Raw genomic sequence first — 17,448 nt, 5'->3', positions numbered from 1 at the left:
AAGCACTCATATGTTCGAGAAAGCATTGCGCGCCTTCGCTCGCCGAGACTTGAAGCAGTTTCCCGAAGACGAGAATGGTGATGTTCTGTTTGGAATTTGGAAGCAGGGGACTGACCTCTCCGGTTCGAGGACAGTCGACTTCTCGCTCATCTTCCCGACGAAGGAGCAAGCCGAATTGATGGCTGCAAGACTCACTGCGCGGGACGGCAAGGTTCGGGTGAGCTACTTTGATGCGAAGGCGTGCTGGGATCTATGCTTCACCGTGAAGATGGTTCCGTCGTGGTTGGCCATATCTGAGATGGAAGATTGGCTTGGTGATGTTGCTGCGAAATACCAAGGAAGAAATGATGGGTGGGGCTTCTTCTCACAGGCGTGAACGCACCGATTGCCAGTACGTCGCTAGACGGCAACGCCACAACCAGTCACTCAAGCCAACTCGTGTCGGCACGCTGCCGCTCGCGGGTCAGGTTCAGCGTAGGTGTTTTCAGTGAGTGAAGTGAAAGCGTTACGATCCCCAGACGAGGTAGCCGTAAGAATGCTGGCACTAGCGGCTGTTTCAGCAGTGGCGCAGGGAGTCCATCGGGAAGATGTTGTCGCCTGGCTAAAGAAGGAGAAGCTATGGCCTTCGCTGTCTCCTTCGGAGGCCAAGTTTCTTTCGACCTCTAAGCCTTCTGAGAGAGACGAGATCCAGTTCAGTTGGCGCATGGAGTCCGTATACACCCTCGGCTGGGCGCTCGGTCTTCAGGCAGAACTGGAACCACCAGTCACTGAAGCGACCATCGGCAACATTCTGGAATTGACGCCGGGACCTGGCGAAGCAGTGGCGCCTTTCGTCAAGAACTCTAGCTTGAGGCCAGCGGATGAAATTCATCAGGCAGTCGAAGGGTACTTCGATGCTCATGCAAGTTGCCGCGCAAGCAAGGCAAAAGACGAAATAGAGCCCAACGGGTACAACATCGAAGTTACACAAGAGCGCCATCGAGCGTTGAACTGGCTTGTGCGTTACGAAAACGCAGAGTGGGATCATGTGGCAACGGATACCTAGCCGGTCGTTCGACCCGACCTCCCTTGGCAGACCTCGGTCCGCGGTTTAACTCCAAGCTTGAACGACTGCTCCCAGGTGCTGATTCCAGCGATTCCTTGGACCGCAACGGGTCGGTACTTGGCGCTAGACCGCAGCGGGATGACGGGCCGCCGCCAGCCCAGAACGACCATCCGCTCCCCGTTTGTCTTTTCCGAGCGGCCATTGCCCGCAGCCAGCGCGGGCCACCGAAATTGCTCAATCGAAACCGCCGGCACAGCTCACTCATGCCCCGAGCCGGAAGCCGCACCGGCCCTTGATCAGAACAGGTCCAGGCTTTCCAGCTTGGGTTCGTCGGTTGCGGCGGCAGGCTTGGCCGCCCGCCGCGCCGGCTTGACGGTGGTGGGGCGCTCGCCCGGATGGCTCAGGTTGCCGATGCGCACGCCCAGCAGTCGCAGCCGCCGGCTCAGGTCCACCCGCTTCAGGCAACTCCCCGCCGCCCGCCGAATCGCCGCAGCGTCGGCGATCGGCAGGTCCAGCGTCAGGTCCCGCGTCACCGTGACGAAGCCCTCGAAGCGCAGCTTGATGCCCACGGTGCGGCCCTCGTAGCCCTTGCGCGCCAGGTCGCCGGCCAGTTGCTCGCACAGCTGCGTGAAGATGGCGCCTAGCTGGGCCTTGTCGTGCACCGCGTGCAGGTCGCGCTCGAAGGTGGTCTCGCGGCTGATCGAGACCGGCTCGCTGAAGGTCACGACCGGCCGCTGGTCGCGGCCATGCGAGGCCTCGTGCAACCAGGCGCCGAAGCTCTTGCCGAACTGCTCGATCAGCCACAGCGGCTCGGCCGCGGCGATCTGGCCCACCGTCTCGATGCCCAGCGCATTGAGCCGGGCCGCGGCCTTGGGGCCGATGCCGTTGATCTTGCGCACCGCCAGCGGCCAGATGCGGCCGGGGATGTCCTCGCGGGTCAGCAGGGTCAGGCCGTCGGGCTTGTCCAGCTCGGAGGCGATCTTGGAGAGCAGCTTGTTGGGCGTGACGCCGATCGAGCAGGTCAGGCCGGTGGCGCGCCAGACCGAGTTCTTGATCTCGCGCGCCACCGCGCGCACGCCGCCCAGCGGGTCATGGCCCACCGGCTCGCGCGCCCCGGGCACCTCGCTCAGGTCGATGTAGATCTCGTCGATGCCGCGGTCCTCGATCACCGGCGCGATCTCGGCCACCGCGGCCTTGAACAGGCGCGAGTAGTGGCGGTAGCGCTCGAAGTCGGTGGGCAGCAGGATCGCGTCGGGCGCGCGCAGCGCGGCCTTCATCAGGCCCATGGCCGAGAACACGCCGAGGTCGCGCGCCGCATAGGTGGAGGTGGTGGCGACGCCGCGGCCGGTGTAGTCGCGCAGCTTCGCGAACTCGCGCGTGCCGTCGGGCCTGAGCCGGGGCGCATGCTCGCGCCGGCCGCCGATCACGACCGGCAGGCCCTTCAGCTCCGGATAGCGCAGCAGTTCCACCGAGGCGTAGAACGCGTCCATGTCCAGATGCGCGATCAGGCGCTCGGGCAGGGCGATCGAAGTGGAGGGCGATGACGAAGGAAAAGGGGCGGCTGCGGCCATGCCGCAGATTGTCGCGCGGGCTGCTGACAGCGTGTGGCAGCACGCGCCGACCGGCGCATGGCGTTCAGGCGTGCGGGGCGCAGGAGGCGTTGCCGCAGCCGCTGATGGGCTCGGCGCCGCCACCCTGCGGCTGGGCGGCCGGGGCGGTGAGGGGCGGGTCGCCCGGGCGGTAGCCGGTCTGTTCCATGTGGTCGACCAGGGCCGCATCCATCATCTCGGCATGGGCAGGGAACCATTGCGCCAGCTCGCCCAGCACGATGGACATCGGCTCGCGGTCGTTCAGCTCGGTGGCATGGCGCACCACCTCGCGCATCACGTTCAGCACCATCGCATGCTGGCTGCTGTGGCAGTTCACCGGGTCGAAACCGGTGGCGGCCATCCAGGCCTCTTCCAGCGCGAAATGGGCCTCGGTGTGGGCCAGCAGTTCGCGGAAGGCCGGCAGCGCATCCACCCCGCTCGTCAGCGCGGTGCCGAAGGCGTTCAGCAGCGCGACGAACTCCTCATGCGTGTGGTCCAGTTGCGGCTGTTTCAGGACGAGCTTGTCGCTCCAGGTCAGGGTGGGGCTCATGAGGGGCAAGTCTGGCCGGCACGCGCGGCGCCTGCCTTGTGATGGATCAAGAGATGGATCAAGAAATAGGGGCTCAGGCCTGGCTCAGGCGCGCGCGATGCCGCGCCACCTGGGCGCGCACCTGGGCCGGCGCGGTGCCGCCCAGGATGTTGCGGGCGTTCAGCGAGCCGCGCAGCGACAGCAGCTCGAACACGTCCTCGCCGATGCGCGCGTCGAACTTCTGCAGTTCGGCCAGCGGCAGCTGCGACAGGTCCACGCCCTGCTGGATCGCGGTCTTGACCGCGTGGGCCACGATCTCGTGCGCGTCGCGGAAGGCCAGGCCCTTCTTGACCAGGTAGTCGGCCAGGTCGGTGGCGGTGGCATAGCCCTTCAGCGCGGCGCGCTCCATCGCCTCGGGCTTGACGCTCAGGCCGCCCATCATCTCGGCGAAGATGCGCAAGGTGTCCTTCAGGGTGTCCACCGTGTCGAACAGCGGCTCCTTGTCTTCCTGGTTGTCCTTGTTGTAGGCCAGCGGCTGGCCCTTCATCAGCGTGATCAGGCCCATCAGGTGGCCCACGACGCGGCCGGTCTTGCCGCGCGCCAGCTCGGGCACGTCGGGGTTCTTCTTCTGCGGCATGATCGAGGAGCCGGTGCAGAAGCGGTCGGCCAGGTCGATGAAGCCGAAGCTCTGGCTCATCCACAGGATCAGCTCTTCCGACAGGCGCGAGATGTGCACCATCACCAGCGAGGCCGCGGCCGTGAACTCGATCGCGAAGTCGCGGTCGGAGACGGCGTCCAGGCTGTTCTGGCAGACACCCTCCATGCCCAGCGTCCGGGCCACGCGTTCGCGGTCCAGCGGATAGCTGGTGCCGGCCAGCGCGGCGGCACCCAGCGGCAGGCGATTGACGCGGCGGCGGGCGTCGAGCAGGCGCTCGGCATCGCGCGCGAACATCTCGACATAGGCCAAGAGGTGATGGCCGAAGGCCACCGGCTGGGCCACCTGCAGATGGGTGAAGCCGGGCAGGATCACCTCGGCATTCTTCTCGGCCACCTCGACCAGGGCCAGCTGCAGCGCGCTCAGCAGCTGCGACAGCTCGTCGATCTCGCCGCGCAGCCACAGGCGCACGTCGGTCGCGACCTGGTCGTTGCGGCTGCGGCCGGTGTGCAGGCGCTTGCCGGCGATGCCGATCAGCTCGGTCAGGCGCGCCTCGATGTTCAGGTGCACGTCCTCCAGGTCCAGCTTCCATTCGAAGCTGCCGGCCTCGATCTCGCTGCCGATCTGGGCCATGCCGCGCTGGATGGCGGCGAGGTCCTCGGCGGCCAGGATGCCCTGGGCGTTGAGCATCTCGGCATGCGCCAGGCTGCCCTCGATGTCGGCCTGCCACAGGCGCTTGTCGAAGAACACGCTGGCGGTGTAGCGCTTGACCAGGTCGCTCATCGGCTCGGAGAACAGCGCGGACCAGGCTTGGGCTTTGTTGGCGAGTTGGTTGTCGGAGGCGGAGGACATGGGTGCGGACGGCAGGGCAGGTCCGCATGGCGCGGATCTGCGGGGAAGCGACAATGGCGGAACAGGGATTTTATCTGGCGACCAAGAATCATGGCGGGACAAGCCTCCAGCAAGCCACCAGAGCCTCAGGGCTGGGCCGACAGCAGCACGCTCGGCAGCCTGCTGGGCCTGGCGCCGCCGACGCTGTCGCCCGGCGAGACCGACCCGGCCGTGGCGCCGCTGTTCGATGCCGGGCGCGTCTTCGATGTCTGCCATGTGGGCCTGGTGCTGCGCGCGGTGCTGGGCGTGCAGATCCTGCAGGCCCTGGGCATGGCGCTGGCGGCGCCCGACCCCGCGCAATGGGCGCTGTGGATGAGCAGCGGCACGGTGGTCAGCCTGAGCGGCGTGCTGCTCTGGTTGCTGCTGGTGTGCGCTCTGCGGCAGCAGCTGGCGCGCTGGCGCGAGCCCTGGCAATGGGCCCTGGTGCTGGGCCTGGGGGCTCTGAGCGCCTCGCTGGGCTGGCAGCTGCTGAGCCTGGCGAGCGGCGGGGCCAGCGGCTGGTTCCGCCTCATGAGCGTGGCCCTGGCCGGCCTGGCCTGCGCGGCGGCCCTGCTGTACTGGCTCAAGCTGCGCGAGCGCTCGCAGCGCCCGGCCGACGCGCAGGCGCGGCTGGTGGAGCTGCAGTCGCGCATCCGCCCGCATTTCCTGTTCAACACCCTGAATACCGCGATGGCCCTGGTGCGCGTCGACCCGCAGCGCGCCGAGAGCGTGCTGGAGGACCTGAGCGAGCTGTTCCGCGTGGCCCTGGCCGAGACCGACGCGGTGGTCAGCCTGGACGCCGAGGTGGAGCTGGCGCGGCGCTACCTGGACATCGAGCAGATCCGCCACGGCGAGCGCCTGCGCATCCAGTGGCGGCTGGATCCGGCCGCCGGGGGCGCCCGCGTGCCGCCGTTGCTGCTGCAGCCCCTGGTGGAGAACGCGGTGCGCCATGGCGTGGAGCCCAACGAGGACGGCGGCGCCATCGAGATCATGACGCGGGCGCGCGGTGCCGAGGTGGAGATCCGCGTGCTCAACAGCGTCGGCCAGCCGTCCCGGCAGAGCGGCCATGGCCTGGCGCTGCGCAATGTGCGTCAGCGCCTGCGCCTCATGCATGATGTGGCCGCTCGTTTCGAGGTGAGGTCCGAGCCGCGGCGCTTCGTCGTCCGCATCATCCTGCCCCGTTGATCGACAGATGGACAGACAGCCATGCACATGACACCCGCCCTGAAGGTTCTGCTGGTCGACGACGAGCCCCTGGCCCGGCTGCGCCTGCGCGGCCTGCTGGAGGCCTGCACCGAGCCGCGCGCCGAGGTGGTGGCCGAGGCCAACTCCGCCTCGCAGGCCCTGACCTGGCTGAAGGAGCATGGCTGCGACCTGATCCTGCTGGACGTGCAGATGCCGGGCCCGGACGGGCTGCAACTGGCCGACATGCTGCGCGCGCGCGCGGTCCGGCCGCCCGTGGTGTTCGTCACGGCCCATGCCGAGCATGCGCTGCGCGCCTTCGAGCTGGATGCCGTCGACTACCTGACCAAGCCGGTGCGGCGCGAGCGCCTGCAGGCGGCGCTGGCCCGCGTGGCCGAACGCCTGGCCGAACGCGCCGCGGTCCAGGCCGGCCGCGCGCAGCCGGAGGCCCAGTCCGGCGACGTGATCACGATCAACGACCGCGGCCGTCTGCTGCGCATCCCGCTGGCCGAGGTGCTCTACATCAAGGCCGAACAGAAATACCTGACCCTGCGCACCGCCACCCACAGCCATGTGATGGACGGCAGCCTCGCGGAGCTGGAGCCGCGGCTGGCGCCGCGCTTCCTGCGCGTGCACCGCAATGCGCTGGTGGCCTGCGACGCGGTGCGCCAGCTGGAGCGCCATGGCGAGGACGATGAGGGCGAGAGCCCGCATGGCGCGCTGGAGCCCGGCTGGGCGGTGCGCATCGCCGTCGTCGGCGAATGGCTGTCGGTGTCGCGCCGGCAGGTGGCCGCGGTGCGGGAGGCGCTGGCGGGCGCTGCCAGGGCCGAGTGAGCCGACATGCGGGCCGGGCAAGGCCGGCCCGCTGGATTGCGGGGTCCGGCCACGCGACGGAGCGCCTCAGGACCCTTCGGGCGCGACCTTGAACACCTGGCGCAGATAGGCCAGGAAGGTCGCGTCGTCGCACATGGTCTTGCCCGGGCTGTCGGAGAGCTTGGCGACCGGCTGGCCGTTGGCATGGGTCAGCTTCATCACGATGTGCAGGGTCTTGAGGCCCATGTCGTTGGAGATATGGGTGCCGATGCCGAAGCCCAGCTGGGTGCGGTCGGCAAAGTGGCGGTACAGCTCCAGCGCCCTGGGCACGGTCAGGCTGTCGGAGAACACCAGGCGCTTGGTATGCGGGTCGATGCGCAGCCTGGCGTAATGCGCCAGCGCCTTCTCGCCCCACCAGACCGGATCGCCGGAGTCGTGGCGCAGGCCGTCAAACAGCTTGGCGAAATAGAGGTCGAAATCGGCCAGGAAGGCGTCCATGCCCACCACGTCGGTCAGGGCCACGCCGAGGTCGCCGCGGTACTCCTGCACCCAGCTTTCCAGCGCGGCCTTCTGGTGGTCGCGCAGGCGCACGTCCAGGGCCTGGAAGGTCTGCAGGTACTCGTGCGCCATCGTGCCGATCGGCACCAGGCCCAGGTCGCGCGCCAGCAGCACGTTCGAGGTGCCCTTGAAGAAGGGCTGGGCCCCGCGCGCCAGTTTTGCAATCACTTCGCGCTGCCAGGCGCCGCTGTAGCGCCGGCGCAGGCCGAAGTCGAAGAACTCGAAGGGGTTGCGGCGCCGGGCCGCCGGATCGGCGGCGAAGGCGCGCAACTGCCCCAGCTTCTCGTCCAGGCGGCGCCGACCCTCGAGCAGGGCCAGGTCTTGCGCGCCCAACCGGCGGAAGTAGAGCTCGTTGACGATGGCCAGCACGAAGATCTCGAAGCCCATCACATGGACCTGCGGGCCGCGCGCGATGATCTCCAGCTGGCCGTCCGGCAGGGCGCGGGCGCGGATGAAGTCGCGCTGGAACTGGAAGATGCGCAGGAAGTCGATGAAATCCGACTTGATGAAGCGCAGCGAGGCCAGGTAGTCCAGTTCGTCCCTGGCGAAGCGCAGCGAGCACAGCCGGTCCAGCTCGCGGTCCAGCTCGGGCAGCAGCTCGGCCAGCGGAAAGGCCGGCTCGTTGCGGCACCAGAAGGCGTATTCGGCGTGCGTCTGCGGGTGGCGATGCAGCATGGCCTGCCACATCGTGAACTTGTAGAGGTCGGTCTCCAGCAGGCTGGTGATCACCGGCTTGGTCGTCGTCATGCGCCGAGCTCCCCGCAGTCGGCGATGCGCAGGCCGCGCGCGCGCATGCGTTCCAGGAACTGCTCGGCCTGGGGCTCGAAGCCGCCCACCGGGCTCATGCCATCGCGGATCAGCACCAGCTTGGCCGACTGCCGGCTGGGCAGGTGCTCGACCAGGTCCTCCACCGTGGCCTTGACGCAATGGCTGCTGGCCTCGCCGGCGATCCACAGCTCGTCGCAGGCATCGAGCCGCTCGATCAGCGCGCGGTTCAGCTGGGTGGCGGGATCGGCCGGGTCGGGCACCTCGGCCTGCAGCGCGCTGTAATGCTCGGTCCAGGGGTTCATGCCCTTGAGCACGAACTCCACATGGCGCTGGCGCGCCAACTGCCAGGCGACGGCGGCGGCCTGCACCTCGGCGTGGAGGTTGTGGCCCCGGCTGCCCAGCTCGCAATGCACCGGCCAGACCATCAGGGTGTAGCGGCCGCGCGCTTCCAGCGCGTCGAGGTAGGCCCGGGCGCGGGGCAGGGCGCCGGCGTCCCGCGGGCGGTACTCGCCGGCGCGCAGCTGCGCCGCGGTGATCTGGATGAAGGGCGCCACATCGCCGCCGTCGGCCCGGGCCCAGAAGCCCGGATGCGCGATGTCCAGCCGGCGATGGGTGTCCAGCGTGACCGTGACGGCATCGATCCGGGCGCCGTGGGCGTGCAGCAGGGCCGCGACGCGCCGCAGATCGGCATCGGCGCCGGCGACCGGCAGGCTGGCGCCATGAATGTCGCAGAAGTCGTTCTGGGGGTCGATGATCAAGAGTTGGCGCGACATCGGGGGGCTTTCATCCTCGGTAGCGGCTCACTATACGGCGCGCGCGGCCTTGGCGCTGGCCGGCGGCCGCACGGCACCTTCGGGGCGTGATCTCCGGCTCTCCGGCATTTCCCATGCCTGTCGGCTGAGGTCCGCCGACGCGCTGCAGATGTCCTGAACGTAGTGGGAACTCGTCCATTGCGACTCACGCCCGCAAGCTAACGTAGCTCCATGCACTCACCGTTCGCAACTTGAAGGACCAGCATGAGCAAACAAGCATTCCTCGGCATGGAGCTGAACCCCGCAGAGATCGACACGCCGCTTCAACGTCTTCTGCTGCCACTCCTCTTTGCAGCCGGAATGGGCCTGGCCGGGATCGCCGCAGCACATGGCGCCGGTGACACGGTGAAGCCGAACTTCAAGCACCCCATCACGAACATTCCCGGCAAGTCGCTCATCGCGCTGGAGGTGCTGTACCCGCCCGGTGGCGCATCGCTGCCCCATACCCACGCGAAATCCTCATTCATCTATGCCTACGTGGTCTCGGGAAGCATCGCCAGCCAGCTGAACGATGGTCCCGAGCGCGTCTACAAGGCCGGGGAGAGCTTCCACGAGGAGCCGGGCTCGCGCCATCCGGTCAGCCGCAATGCGAGCAAGACCAAGCCCGCGAAGCTGCTGGCCGTATTCGTCGTGGATAGCGACGACCAGGAACTCACCACCAACGAATGACAGGAGCCGGAAATGAGAGTGGACTACACCAGAGTGTCGCCAGGCGGTGTCAAAGCCTTCGGCAATGTCTATGGCTACATCATGCAATCGGGTCTCGAGGATGTGCTCGTCGACCTGGTGTACCTGCGCGTCAGCCAGATCAACGGTTGCGCGTATTGCCTGGACATGCATGCCCGCGATCTTTTGAAGAAGGGCGTGCCGGTTCAGAAGCTCGTCCTGTTGCAGGCCTGGCATGAAGCAGGCACGCTCTTCAGCGAACGGGAACGGGCCGCGCTGGCATGGGCCGAAGCCGTGACCCGCGTGGCCGACACGCATGTCCCGGACGCGGACTTTGAGGTCGCCGCCGCGGTATTCGGCGAGAAGGAACTGGCGGACCTGACCATGGCAATCGGCCTGATGAATGCCTTCAACCGCTTGGCGATCAGCTTGCGCCGTGGGCCCGAGTCCGCGCAGGCGGCATGAGGCCAAGCAGGGAAGCCCGGTGCGGCTTCCCTGAACTCAGGTCGTCCGTCACGGCCTGACCACCACCTGAAAGCCAGCCGGACGCCGGCTTGCGCGTCGGCTTGGGGTCTCGCACGAGCCCTAGGCCGGGAACACCTTTTGTCTTTTTTTCAGGAGAGCGCCATGACCTGTCGGTCGTTTCTTCACCGACATCCGATGAGCGCGGCCTTGGCCCTGCTGTCGCTTGCAGGGCTGGCCGCCGGCTGCGGCCAAAAGAAGCCGTCACCAGCCGGCGCGCCACCCAAGGTGTCGGTCGCCCCCGCCGTCTTGCGCGAGGTGCAGGAGTTCGACGAGTTCACGGCACGCCTGGAGGCGCCAGACACCGTCGAGATCCGCGCGCGCGTGGCCGGTGCCTTGCATACGGTCCATTTCCGCGAAGGCCAGGCGGTCAGGAAGGGCGAGCTCTTGTTCAGCATCGACCCCCGCCCGTTCGCCGCCGAGGTGGCGCGCCTCGAGGCTCAGCTGACGGCTGCAAACACCCAGGCCGAGCTCAGCCAGAGCGATCTGGCACGCGCCGAGAAGCTGGTGGCCATCCAGGGCGTCAGCCAGCAGGAGATAGACCAGTTGCGCGCCGCGACGCGCAACGCTGCGTCCGGAATCCGGGCCGCAGAGGCGGCGCTGACCCAGGCGCGGCTGAACCTGGAGTTCAGCCGCATCACGGCGCCGGTGTCGGGCCGCATCTCGCGCGCCAACATCACGCCGGGCAATCTGGTCGGCGTGGGCGATCCCGTGCTCACCACGCTGGTGTCGAGCGACAAGGTCTACGCCTACTTCGACGCCGGCGAGGCGGTCTACCTGAAGTACGCGAAGGCGGCGCGCGATGGCACCCGGCCCTCCGGGCGCGATGCGCCCAACCCGGTACTGATGGGGCTGGCCAACGAGGAAGGCCTCCCTCACAAGGGCCACATCGACTTCGTCGACAACCGGCTCAATCCGACCACGGCGACGATCCGCGGCCGCGCGGTCTTCGACAACCGGGAAGGCCGCTTCACGCCGGGCCTGTTCGCGCGCATCAAGCTGATCGGCAGCGGCAGCTATCGGGCCACGCTGGTGCCCGAGCGCGCCATCACGACGGACCAGACGCGCAAGATGGTGCTCGTCGTCGGAGCGGACAACACCGTGCAGCCGCGCCCGGTCAAGCCCGGCGCGCTGATCGAGGGCATGCGCGTGGTCGAGGGCGTCAGGCCCGACGAGCGGGTGGTCGTCGATGGCCTGCTGCGCGCCTTTCCCGGCGCGCCGGTGACGCCGCAGCTGCTCGCCGTGGACGGCCGGGGCATGCCCCTGCCCCCGGCCGCTCCCGCAGCGCAGGGCGCTGCCTCCACGACGGCGCAGAACTGAGACGCAGGCCATGGACATCTCACGCTTCTTCATCGAGCGCCCGCGCTTCGCCGCGGTGCTGTCGATCTTCATCTTCCTGGTGGGGGCGCTGGCGATCTTTCGACTGCCGGTCTCCGAATACCCCGACGTGGCGCCGCCGCAGGTGGTGGTGCGCGCCCAGTTCCCCGGCGCCAACCCGCGCATCGTCTCCGAGACCGTCGCCACGCCGCTGGAGGAACAGATCAACGGCGTCGACGACATGCTGTACTACGAGAGCCAGGCCACCGCCGACGGCTCGCTGACCCTGACGGTCACCTTCCGCATCGGCACCGACCCCGAGCAGGCCGAGACCGCGGTGCAGAACCGCGTCAACCGCGCCTTGCCCCGCCTGCCCGAGATCGTGCGCCAGATCGGCGTGGTCACCGAGAAGCAGTCGCCCAACCTGACCATGGTGGTGCACATGCTCAGCCCGGACGACAGCCGCGACTCGCTCTACCTGCGCAACTACGCCCACCAGCAGGTGCGCGACGAGCTGCTGCGCATCCCCGGCATGGGTTCGGTGAGCTTCTTCGGCGGCGGCGACTACGCGATGCGCATCTGGCTGGACCCGCAGAAGCTGGCCGGCCGCGACATGACGGCCGGCGACGTGGTGGCCGCGGTGCGCGAGCAGAACGTCCAGGTGGCCGCCGGCGTGGTGGGCGGCTCGCCCGCGCCCAAGGGCACGGTTTTCCAGCTGGCGGTCAACAGCCAAGGTCGCCTGACGAGCGAAGAGGAGTTCGCCGACATCATCGTGCGCAGCGATCCCGGCAGCGGCGCCGTGGTGCGCATCCGGGACGTCGGGCGCGTGGAGATCAACTCCAACTCTTATTCGATCGGCAGCCTGATCGACAACAAGGAAGCCGCGGCCATCGGCATCTTCCAGGCGCCCGGCTCCAACGCGCTCGAGATCTCCGAGCAGGTGCGCGCCACCATGGCGCGGCTGAAGGCCGGCTTCCCGCCGGGCGTGGGCTACGACATCGTCTACGACCCCACGCGCTTCGTTCAGACCTCCATCGACAAGGTCGTGCACACCCTCATCGAGGCGGTGCTGCTGGTGGTGCTGGTGGTGATCGTCTTCCTGCAGACCTGGCGCGCCTCCATCATCCCGCTGCTGGCCGTGCCGGTGTCGATCGTCGGCACCTTCGGCGTGCTGCTGCTGCTCGGCTACTCGATCAACACGCTCACCCTGTTCGGCCTGGTGCTGGCGATCGGCATCGTGGTGGACGACGCGATCGTCGTGGTGGAAAACGTCGAGCGCAATCTGGAAGACGGGCTGACGCCGCGCGACGCCTCGATCAAGGCCATGCAGGAGGTCAGCGGCCCCATCGTCGCGATCGCGCTGGTGCTGTGCGCGGTGTTCCTGCCGCTCACCCTGGTGCCGGGCCTGTCGGGCCAGTTCTACAAGCAGTTCGCCGCGACGATCGCGATCTCCACGGTGATCTCGGCCCTCAACTCGCTCACCCTGTCGCCGGCGCTCGCGGCCATCCTGCTGCGCCCGCACGATGCGCCCAAGGACGCCGTGACGCGCGTGATGGACAGGCTGCTCGGCCGCTTCTTCCGCTGGTTCAACGGCTTCTTCCACCGCAGCAGCGAAAGCTATGGCCGCGGCGTCACCGGCCTGCTCAAGCGCAAGTCGCTGGCCCTCGGCGTCTATGTCCTGCTGCTGGCGGCCACCGCCTTGCTGGTCGCGCGCATCCCGGGCGGCTTCGTTCCGGCGCCCGACAAGCAATACCTGATCGGTGTCGCCCAACTGCCCGCCGGCGCCACGCTGGAGCGGACCGAGGGCGTGCTCAGGGACATGGTCGACGTCGCCGGCAAGGTGCCCGGCATCACCGGCGCGACCAGCTATCCCGGCCTGTCGATCGCCGGCTTCTCGGCCGCGCCCAACGAGGGCCTGGTGTTCTTCCTGCTCGCCCCCTTCGAGGAGCGTCGCTCGCGCGAGCTGTCCAAGGACGCCATCCTCGCCCGGGTCAACCAGGAGATCCAGGCGATCCAGGGCGCGCGCCTGTTCGTCGTGCCGCCGCCCGCGGTGGACGGGCTGGGCAATGCCGGCGGCTTCAAGATCCAGGTGCAGGACCGCGGCGGACAAGGCGAGCAGGCGCTGTTCGGAGCCGTCCGGGACACGCTCGGCCCGATCTACGCCGATCCCGCGTCCGGCATCGGCACGCCGTACTCCAACTACGACATCAACGTGCCGCAGCTGTTCGCCGATGTCGACCGGACCAAGGCCAAGCAGATGGGCGTGGCGCTGCGCGACATCTATGACACGCTGCAGATCAACCTCGGCTCGCTCTACGTCAACGACTTCAACCGCTTCGGCAAGACCTACCAGGTGATCGTCCAGGCGGACACGCCCTACCGGACGCGCGCGCAGGACATCGCCGACCTGAAGACGCGCAACGGGCGCGGCGAGATGGTGCCGCTGGGGGCCCTGATGCAGATCGAGCCGACCTTCGGCCCGACCCGCGTGACGCGCTACAACGGCTTTCCCTCGGCCGACATCAACGGCGCGGCCAAGCCGGGCGTCTCCAGCGGCCAGGCCGAGGCCGAGATCGAGCAGCGGCTGAGGAAGCTGCCGCGCGGCATGAGCTACGAGTGGACCGAGCTGTCCCACCAGGACCGCCTGACGCGCGACCTGACCCTGCCGGGCACCGACCTCAAGCTGCCGACGCTGGCCGTGGTGCTGCTGCTGTCGGTGGTCCTGGTCGTGCTGGTGCTCGCGGCCCAGTACGAGAGTTGGAGCCTGCCCTTGTCGATCGTGCTGATCGTGCCGATGTGCATCCTGTCGGCGCTGTTCGGCGTCTGGCTGTCGCAGCTGCCGCCCTTCGACCAGGTGGGCGACCTCAACCTGTTCACCCAGGTGGCCCTGGTGGTGCTGGTGGGCCTGGCCTGCAAGAACGCGATCCTGATCGTCGAGTTCGCCAAGGAGCTGGAAGGGCGCGGCCGATCCATCACCGACGCGGTGATCGAGGCCTGCCGGCTGCGCCTGCGCCCGATCCTGATGACCTCGATCGCCTTCTGCGCCGGCGTGATCCCGCTGATCCTGGGCAGCGGCGCGGGCAGCGAGATGCGCCGCGCGATGGGGGTCGCGGTGTTCTCCGGGATGGTCGGGGTCACCTTGTTCGGCATCTTCCTGACGCCGCTGTTCTATGTGCTGCTGCGCAAGAGCACCGAGAGGAAGCGCGCCCATGCGGCCGCGCTGCGCCACCGGATCGATGCGGCCGCCCATCCCTTCCATCCGGGCGTGGACGACGCCCTGCCGCCGCATACCGATGGTGCGAAATGAAAATGAAAACCCCGACCACCCTGGCCGCCGCCGTCGCCCTGCTGGCCGCCTGTTCCAACGCGCCCAGGTACGAGCTCTACGCGCCAGCGCCGAGCGCCGGCTTTGCCAACCCGCCCGCCGATGCCGAGCCGGCCGAGCCGGCGGCGCAGTTCTGGCGCGGCTTCCAGGACCGGCAACTCGACGCCCTGGTGACGCGTGCGCTCCAGGCCAACACGGACCTGCGCATCGCCGGCGCAAACCTGCGCGAGGCGCGCGCGCTGGCGCGCCTGGCCGACGCGCAGTTGCTGCCTAGCGTCGACGTGGCGGCCGGCGCGGGCCGCGCGCGGGCCCCCGGCTCCGCGGCGGACCCGCCAAGCCACAACAGCTACTCGGTGGGCTTCGACGTGAACTGGGAAGCCGACCTGTTCGGGCGTCTGGGCGACCGGAGCCGCGCCGCCGGGGCCGAGGTGCTGGCCAGCGAGGCGGGGCTGCAGTTCGTCCACCTGAGCGTGAGCGCCGAAGTGGCGCGCGCCTATTTCGAGCTGCGCGGGCTGCAGGAACGCCTGCGCGTGGCCCACGCCGCGCTGGAAACCCAGCGCGCGGTGCTGGATCTGGTGCAGGCCCGCCAGGAGGCCGGACGCGGCACGGCCTTCGACGCCGAGCGCGCGCGCGTGCTGGTGCAGTCCACCGCCGCCAGCGTGCCGGCGCTGGAGGCGGCGCTGCTGCGCACGCGCTATCGCCTGGCCGGGCTGTGCGGCGAGCCGCCCACGGCGCTGGACGCCGAGCTGGGCGCGCCCCAGCCCTTGCCGGGACTGCGCAGCGTGGCCCTCGGCGGCATCGGCTCGCCCGAGAGCCTGCTGCGCCGCCGCCCCGACATCCGCTCGGCCGAGCGGCTGACGGCGGCCGCCGCCGCGCGCGCGGGCGTGGTGCGCGGGGAGCTTTTCCCCCGCATCGCGCTGAGCGGCACGATCGGGCAGAACGCGCTGTCGGTGGGCAGCCTCGGCGACGGCGCCTCCTATGCCTACAGCCTGGGCGCGCGGATGGTGTGGAACCTGCTCGACTTCGGCCGCATCCGCGCCCAGATCGCCGCGGCCGATGCGCGCGGCGAGGCCGCGCTGCTCGTCTACGAGCGCACGGTGCTCGGCGCGCTCGAGGAAACCGAAGGGGCGCTGGCCGGCTACACGCGCAGCCAGCGGCAGGCCGAGCATCTGTTCGACGCCGCCCGCGCCGCGGAGAACGCCGCGCTGATTGCACGCGCGCGCTTCACCGTGGGCGTGAGCGACTTCCTGGCGGTGCTCGATGCCGAGCGCGAGATGCTGGCCGCGCGCGATCGGCTGGCCCAGGCCCAGACGGCTGCGGCCACCGCTCTCGTGGGGGTCTATAAGGCGCTGGCCGGCGGCTGGCCGGCGTAGCGCGGGACTTGCGCACGCCGCACCGCGGCGCTGCCCTTGGCCAAGACATGCAACAAGCAGAGAACCTCATGCACGCCCTTCGTCCCGAGCCGGCGCCGTCCCTGGCCGCTGCGCTGCGCCCGGCCCAGAACATGTCCGGCAGGGCGGCCATCCCGGCCTGCGGCGCGCAGCGGAGCGCGCAGTTCGCCACCCTGGAGGCGGCGTTCGCCCGCCATGGCGGCATGTCCAGCGGCAACGAGATCGCCCGCCGGATGCGCGACCGCAGGGAGCAGCCGGTGTCCGTGCTGGCCAAGTGGATCGTGTCGCGCAGCGTGATCGCGATCGAGCTGCATTCCCGCATGCTGCTGCCGTTGTTCCAGTTCGATTCGGCGTCGTGGAACCCGCGCCCCGAATGCTCCGAAGCGGTCGCGGAGCTGCAGGGCTGCTTCGACGACTGGAACATCGCCCTGTGGTTCGCCGCCCCCAATCCCTGGCTCGGATGGTTGGCGCCGGTCGACGCGCTTTTGTCCTGCCGCCGCGGCGTCGTCCACGCGGCGCAGGCGGCAGCCATGCGCGGCCGCACTGCCGGCGCGCCACATGGTGTGCACAAGGAGGGAAAGCGGTCCGGTGTGCCTCAGGAAAGACGGCCTGAAACGGGGGAGGTTTGTCAATCTGGACCTGGGGAAGCGCCCTAACCTTGAGATGTCGGTGGATTCGACACCAGGACTCCGATGAAGCAGGAACCGGGCGCAAGCATCGACACCCACTGCCTGTAGACGGAACCCGACCCCCGGCACTTCGAGACCCCAGAGCACCTCATGACATCCAAGCACCGACTCATTGCCGTCGCCGCCGCGATAAGCGCCTTCGGTCTGGCCCAGTTCAGCACCGCCGGCCACGCCCAGACCCCCGCCACCGCCGGGGCAAAGACCCAGGGTGCCGGCGCCGAAGACAGCGCCCTCCGCCCCTTCAAGGCGAGCCCCCCGGAAGCCGAGATCGCCAAGCTCAGCCGGCGCATCGCGGCGACGCGCTGGCCCGAGCGCGAGACGGTGAACGACCGCGGCGTGCAGCGGGACTCCTTCCGGGAGCTGCTGCGCTACTGGGGCAGCGACTACGACTGGCGCAAGGCCGAAGCCAGGCTCAATGCCCACCCGCAGTTCCTGACCCGCATCGACGGCCTGGACATCCACTTCATTCACGTCAAGTCGCGCCACCCCAACGCGATGCCGCTGCTCATCACGCATGGCTGGCTGGGCTCGGTGTTCGAGCTGCTGATGGTCATCGGCCCGCTCACCGACCCCACGGCCCATGGCGGCCGGGCCGAGGACGCCTTCGATGTCGTGGTCCCCTCGATGCCCGGCTATGGCTCGCGGTTTGGCAAGGTAAGTGCAACACCGTCTCCAAAGAAGGTAGGGAGCTGGCCATAGTGCAGAGACCCTCAACCG

The 17,448-nt window shown here is 68.8% G+C and carries 16 protein-coding genes; 11 read left to right on the top strand and 5 right to left on the bottom strand.

Going from position 1 to position 17,448, the window contains the following annotated elements; translation table 11 throughout:
• The first annotated feature begins 10 nt into the window (after window positions 1–10).
• The gene (locus tag AC07OQ_RS15345) at window positions 11–376 is read left to right on the top strand and encodes a ribonuclease E inhibitor RraB (RefSeq protein ID WP_495054002.1); all 366 of its coding nucleotides are present in this window, start codon (window positions 11–13) and stop codon (window positions 374–376) included.
• A gap of 111 nt (window positions 377–487) precedes the next feature.
• Complete coding sequence (locus AC07OQ_RS15340; RefSeq protein ID WP_495054001.1) at window positions 488–1,045, top strand: DUF4272 domain-containing protein; 558 nt, start codon at window positions 488–490, stop codon at window positions 1,043–1,045.
• 296 nt (window positions 1,046–1,341) lie between these two features.
• On the opposite strand, the gene dinB is transcribed toward AC07OQ_RS15340, so the two are convergent.
• From dinB to argH, 3 genes are all read right to left on the bottom strand, one after another.
• Window positions 1,342–2,616 (bottom strand): DNA polymerase IV, encoded by a 1,275-nt coding sequence (gene dinB / locus AC07OQ_RS15335; RefSeq protein ID WP_495054000.1) that lies wholly within the window; start codon window positions 2,614–2,616, stop codon window positions 1,342–1,344.
• A gap of 64 nt (window positions 2,617–2,680) precedes the next feature.
• Entirely contained in the window at window positions 2,681–3,184 is a 504-nt protein-coding gene (locus AC07OQ_RS15330; protein ID WP_495053999.1) for a hemerythrin domain-containing protein, read from the bottom strand.
• A 73-nt stretch (window positions 3,185–3,257) separates the two neighbouring features.
• A complete protein-coding gene (gene argH, locus AC07OQ_RS15325; RefSeq protein ID WP_495053998.1) occupies window positions 3,258–4,670 on the bottom strand; it encodes an argininosuccinate lyase in 1,413 nt (470 codons plus the stop codon).
• A gap of 90 nt (window positions 4,671–4,760) precedes the next feature.
• Here argH and AC07OQ_RS15320 point away from each other — a divergent pair, with 90 nt between their 5' ends.
• Both AC07OQ_RS15320 and AC07OQ_RS15315 read left to right on the top strand, forming a co-directional pair.
• A complete protein-coding gene (locus AC07OQ_RS15320; RefSeq protein ID WP_495053997.1) occupies window positions 4,761–5,873 on the top strand; it encodes a sensor histidine kinase in 1,113 nt (370 codons plus the stop codon).
• A gap of 21 nt (window positions 5,874–5,894) precedes the next feature.
• The gene (locus AC07OQ_RS15315; protein WP_495053996.1) at window positions 5,895–6,704 is read left to right on the top strand and encodes a LytR/AlgR family response regulator transcription factor; all 810 of its coding nucleotides are present in this window, start codon (window positions 5,895–5,897) and stop codon (window positions 6,702–6,704) included.
• Between the two features lie 66 nt (window positions 6,705–6,770).
• Here AC07OQ_RS15315 and pncB read toward each other — a convergent pair whose 3' ends face one another.
• Window positions 6,771–7,988 (bottom strand): nicotinate phosphoribosyltransferase, encoded by a 1,218-nt coding sequence (gene pncB, locus AC07OQ_RS15310; RefSeq protein ID WP_495053995.1) that lies wholly within the window; start codon window positions 7,986–7,988, stop codon window positions 6,771–6,773.
• Window positions 7,985–8,782: a cysteine hydrolase family protein gene (locus AC07OQ_RS15305; protein ID WP_495053994.1), complete on the bottom strand. Its 798-nt coding sequence runs from the start codon at window positions 8,780–8,782 to the stop codon at window positions 7,985–7,987. The genes pncB and AC07OQ_RS15305 overlap by 4 nt, the downstream gene beginning before the upstream one ends.
• A 339-nt stretch (window positions 8,783–9,121) precedes the next feature.
• Here AC07OQ_RS15305 and AC07OQ_RS15300 point away from each other — a divergent pair, with 339 nt between their 5' ends.
• The 7 genes from AC07OQ_RS15300 to AC07OQ_RS15270 all read left to right on the top strand — a co-directional run bounded on the left by AC07OQ_RS15300 (window position 9,122) and on the right by AC07OQ_RS15270 (window position 17,430).
• Window positions 9,122–9,490 (top strand): cupin domain-containing protein, encoded by a 369-nt coding sequence (locus tag AC07OQ_RS15300; protein ID WP_495054079.1) that lies wholly within the window; start codon window positions 9,122–9,124, stop codon window positions 9,488–9,490.
• 12 nt (window positions 9,491–9,502) lie between these two features.
• Window positions 9,503–9,952, top strand: a complete 450-nt coding sequence (locus tag AC07OQ_RS15295) for a carboxymuconolactone decarboxylase family protein (RefSeq protein WP_495053993.1) — start codon at window positions 9,503–9,505, stop codon at window positions 9,950–9,952.
• 195 nt (window positions 9,953–10,147) lie between these two features.
• A complete protein-coding gene (locus tag AC07OQ_RS15290) occupies window positions 10,148–11,329 on the top strand; it encodes an efflux RND transporter periplasmic adaptor subunit (protein ID WP_495053992.1) in 1,182 nt (393 codons plus the stop codon).
• Window positions 11,330–11,339: 10 nt separating this feature from the next.
• The gene (locus AC07OQ_RS15285) at window positions 11,340–14,633 is read left to right on the top strand and encodes an efflux RND transporter permease subunit (protein WP_495053991.1); all 3,294 of its coding nucleotides are present in this window, start codon (window positions 11,340–11,342) and stop codon (window positions 14,631–14,633) included.
• 2 nt (window positions 14,634–14,635) lie between these two features.
• Window positions 14,636–16,024 (top strand): TolC family protein, encoded by a 1,389-nt coding sequence (locus tag AC07OQ_RS15280; RefSeq protein WP_495053990.1) that lies wholly within the window; start codon window positions 14,636–14,638, stop codon window positions 16,022–16,024.
• A gap of 68 nt (window positions 16,025–16,092) precedes the next feature.
• A complete protein-coding gene (locus AC07OQ_RS15275; RefSeq protein WP_495053989.1) occupies window positions 16,093–16,698 on the top strand; it encodes a hypothetical protein in 606 nt (201 codons plus the stop codon).
• A 123-nt stretch (window positions 16,699–16,821) separates the two neighbouring features.
• Window positions 16,822–17,430, top strand: a complete 609-nt coding sequence (locus AC07OQ_RS15270; RefSeq protein ID WP_495053988.1) for an epoxide hydrolase N-terminal domain-containing protein — start codon at window positions 16,822–16,824, stop codon at window positions 17,428–17,430.
• The last annotated feature ends 18 nt before the right edge of the window (window positions 17,431–17,448 follow it).

This window comes from Roseateles sp. GW821-FHT09B06 (genome assembly GCF_059418245.1).
This window is presented reverse-complemented; position numbering and strand designations above follow the sequence as displayed.

Excerpts from the sequence above, each read along its gene's own strand:
- AC07OQ_RS15305 (WP_495053994.1), bottom strand. The coding sequence starts at position 8,782 with ATGTCGCGCCAACTCTTGATCATCGACCCCCAGAACGACTTCTGCGAC.
- AC07OQ_RS15330 (WP_495053999.1), bottom strand. The coding sequence starts at position 3,184 with ATGAGCCCCACCCTGACCTGGAGCGACAAGCTCGTCCTGAAACAGCCG.
- AC07OQ_RS15280 (WP_495053990.1), top strand. The coding sequence starts at position 14,636 with ATGAAAACCCCGACCACCCTGGCCGCCGCCGTCGCCCTGCTGGCCGCC.
- AC07OQ_RS15320 (WP_495053997.1), top strand. The coding sequence starts at position 4,761 with ATGGCGGGACAAGCCTCCAGCAAGCCACCAGAGCCTCAGGGCTGGGCC.
- AC07OQ_RS15315 (WP_495053996.1), top strand. The coding sequence starts at position 5,895 with ATGCACATGACACCCGCCCTGAAGGTTCTGCTGGTCGACGACGAGCCC.
- argH (WP_495053998.1), bottom strand. The coding sequence starts at position 4,670 with ATGTCCTCCGCCTCCGACAACCAACTCGCCAACAAAGCCCAAGCCTGG.
- dinB (WP_495054000.1), bottom strand. The coding sequence starts at position 2,616 with ATGGCCGCAGCCGCCCCTTTTCCTTCGTCATCGCCCTCCACTTCGATC.
- AC07OQ_RS15270 (WP_495053988.1), top strand. The coding sequence starts at position 16,822 with ATGACATCCAAGCACCGACTCATTGCCGTCGCCGCCGCGATAAGCGCC.
- pncB (WP_495053995.1), bottom strand. The coding sequence starts at position 7,988 with ATGACGACGACCAAGCCGGTGATCACCAGCCTGCTGGAGACCGACCTC.
- AC07OQ_RS15345 (WP_495054002.1), top strand. The coding sequence starts at position 11 with ATGTTCGAGAAAGCATTGCGCGCCTTCGCTCGCCGAGACTTGAAGCAG.
- AC07OQ_RS15300 (WP_495054079.1), top strand. The coding sequence starts at position 9,122 with ATGGGCCTGGCCGGGATCGCCGCAGCACATGGCGCCGGTGACACGGTG.
- AC07OQ_RS15285 (WP_495053991.1), top strand. The coding sequence starts at position 11,340 with ATGGACATCTCACGCTTCTTCATCGAGCGCCCGCGCTTCGCCGCGGTG.
- AC07OQ_RS15275 (WP_495053989.1), top strand. The coding sequence starts at position 16,093 with ATGCACGCCCTTCGTCCCGAGCCGGCGCCGTCCCTGGCCGCTGCGCTG.
- AC07OQ_RS15295 (WP_495053993.1), top strand. The coding sequence starts at position 9,503 with ATGAGAGTGGACTACACCAGAGTGTCGCCAGGCGGTGTCAAAGCCTTC.
- AC07OQ_RS15290 (WP_495053992.1), top strand. The coding sequence starts at position 10,148 with ATGAGCGCGGCCTTGGCCCTGCTGTCGCTTGCAGGGCTGGCCGCCGGC.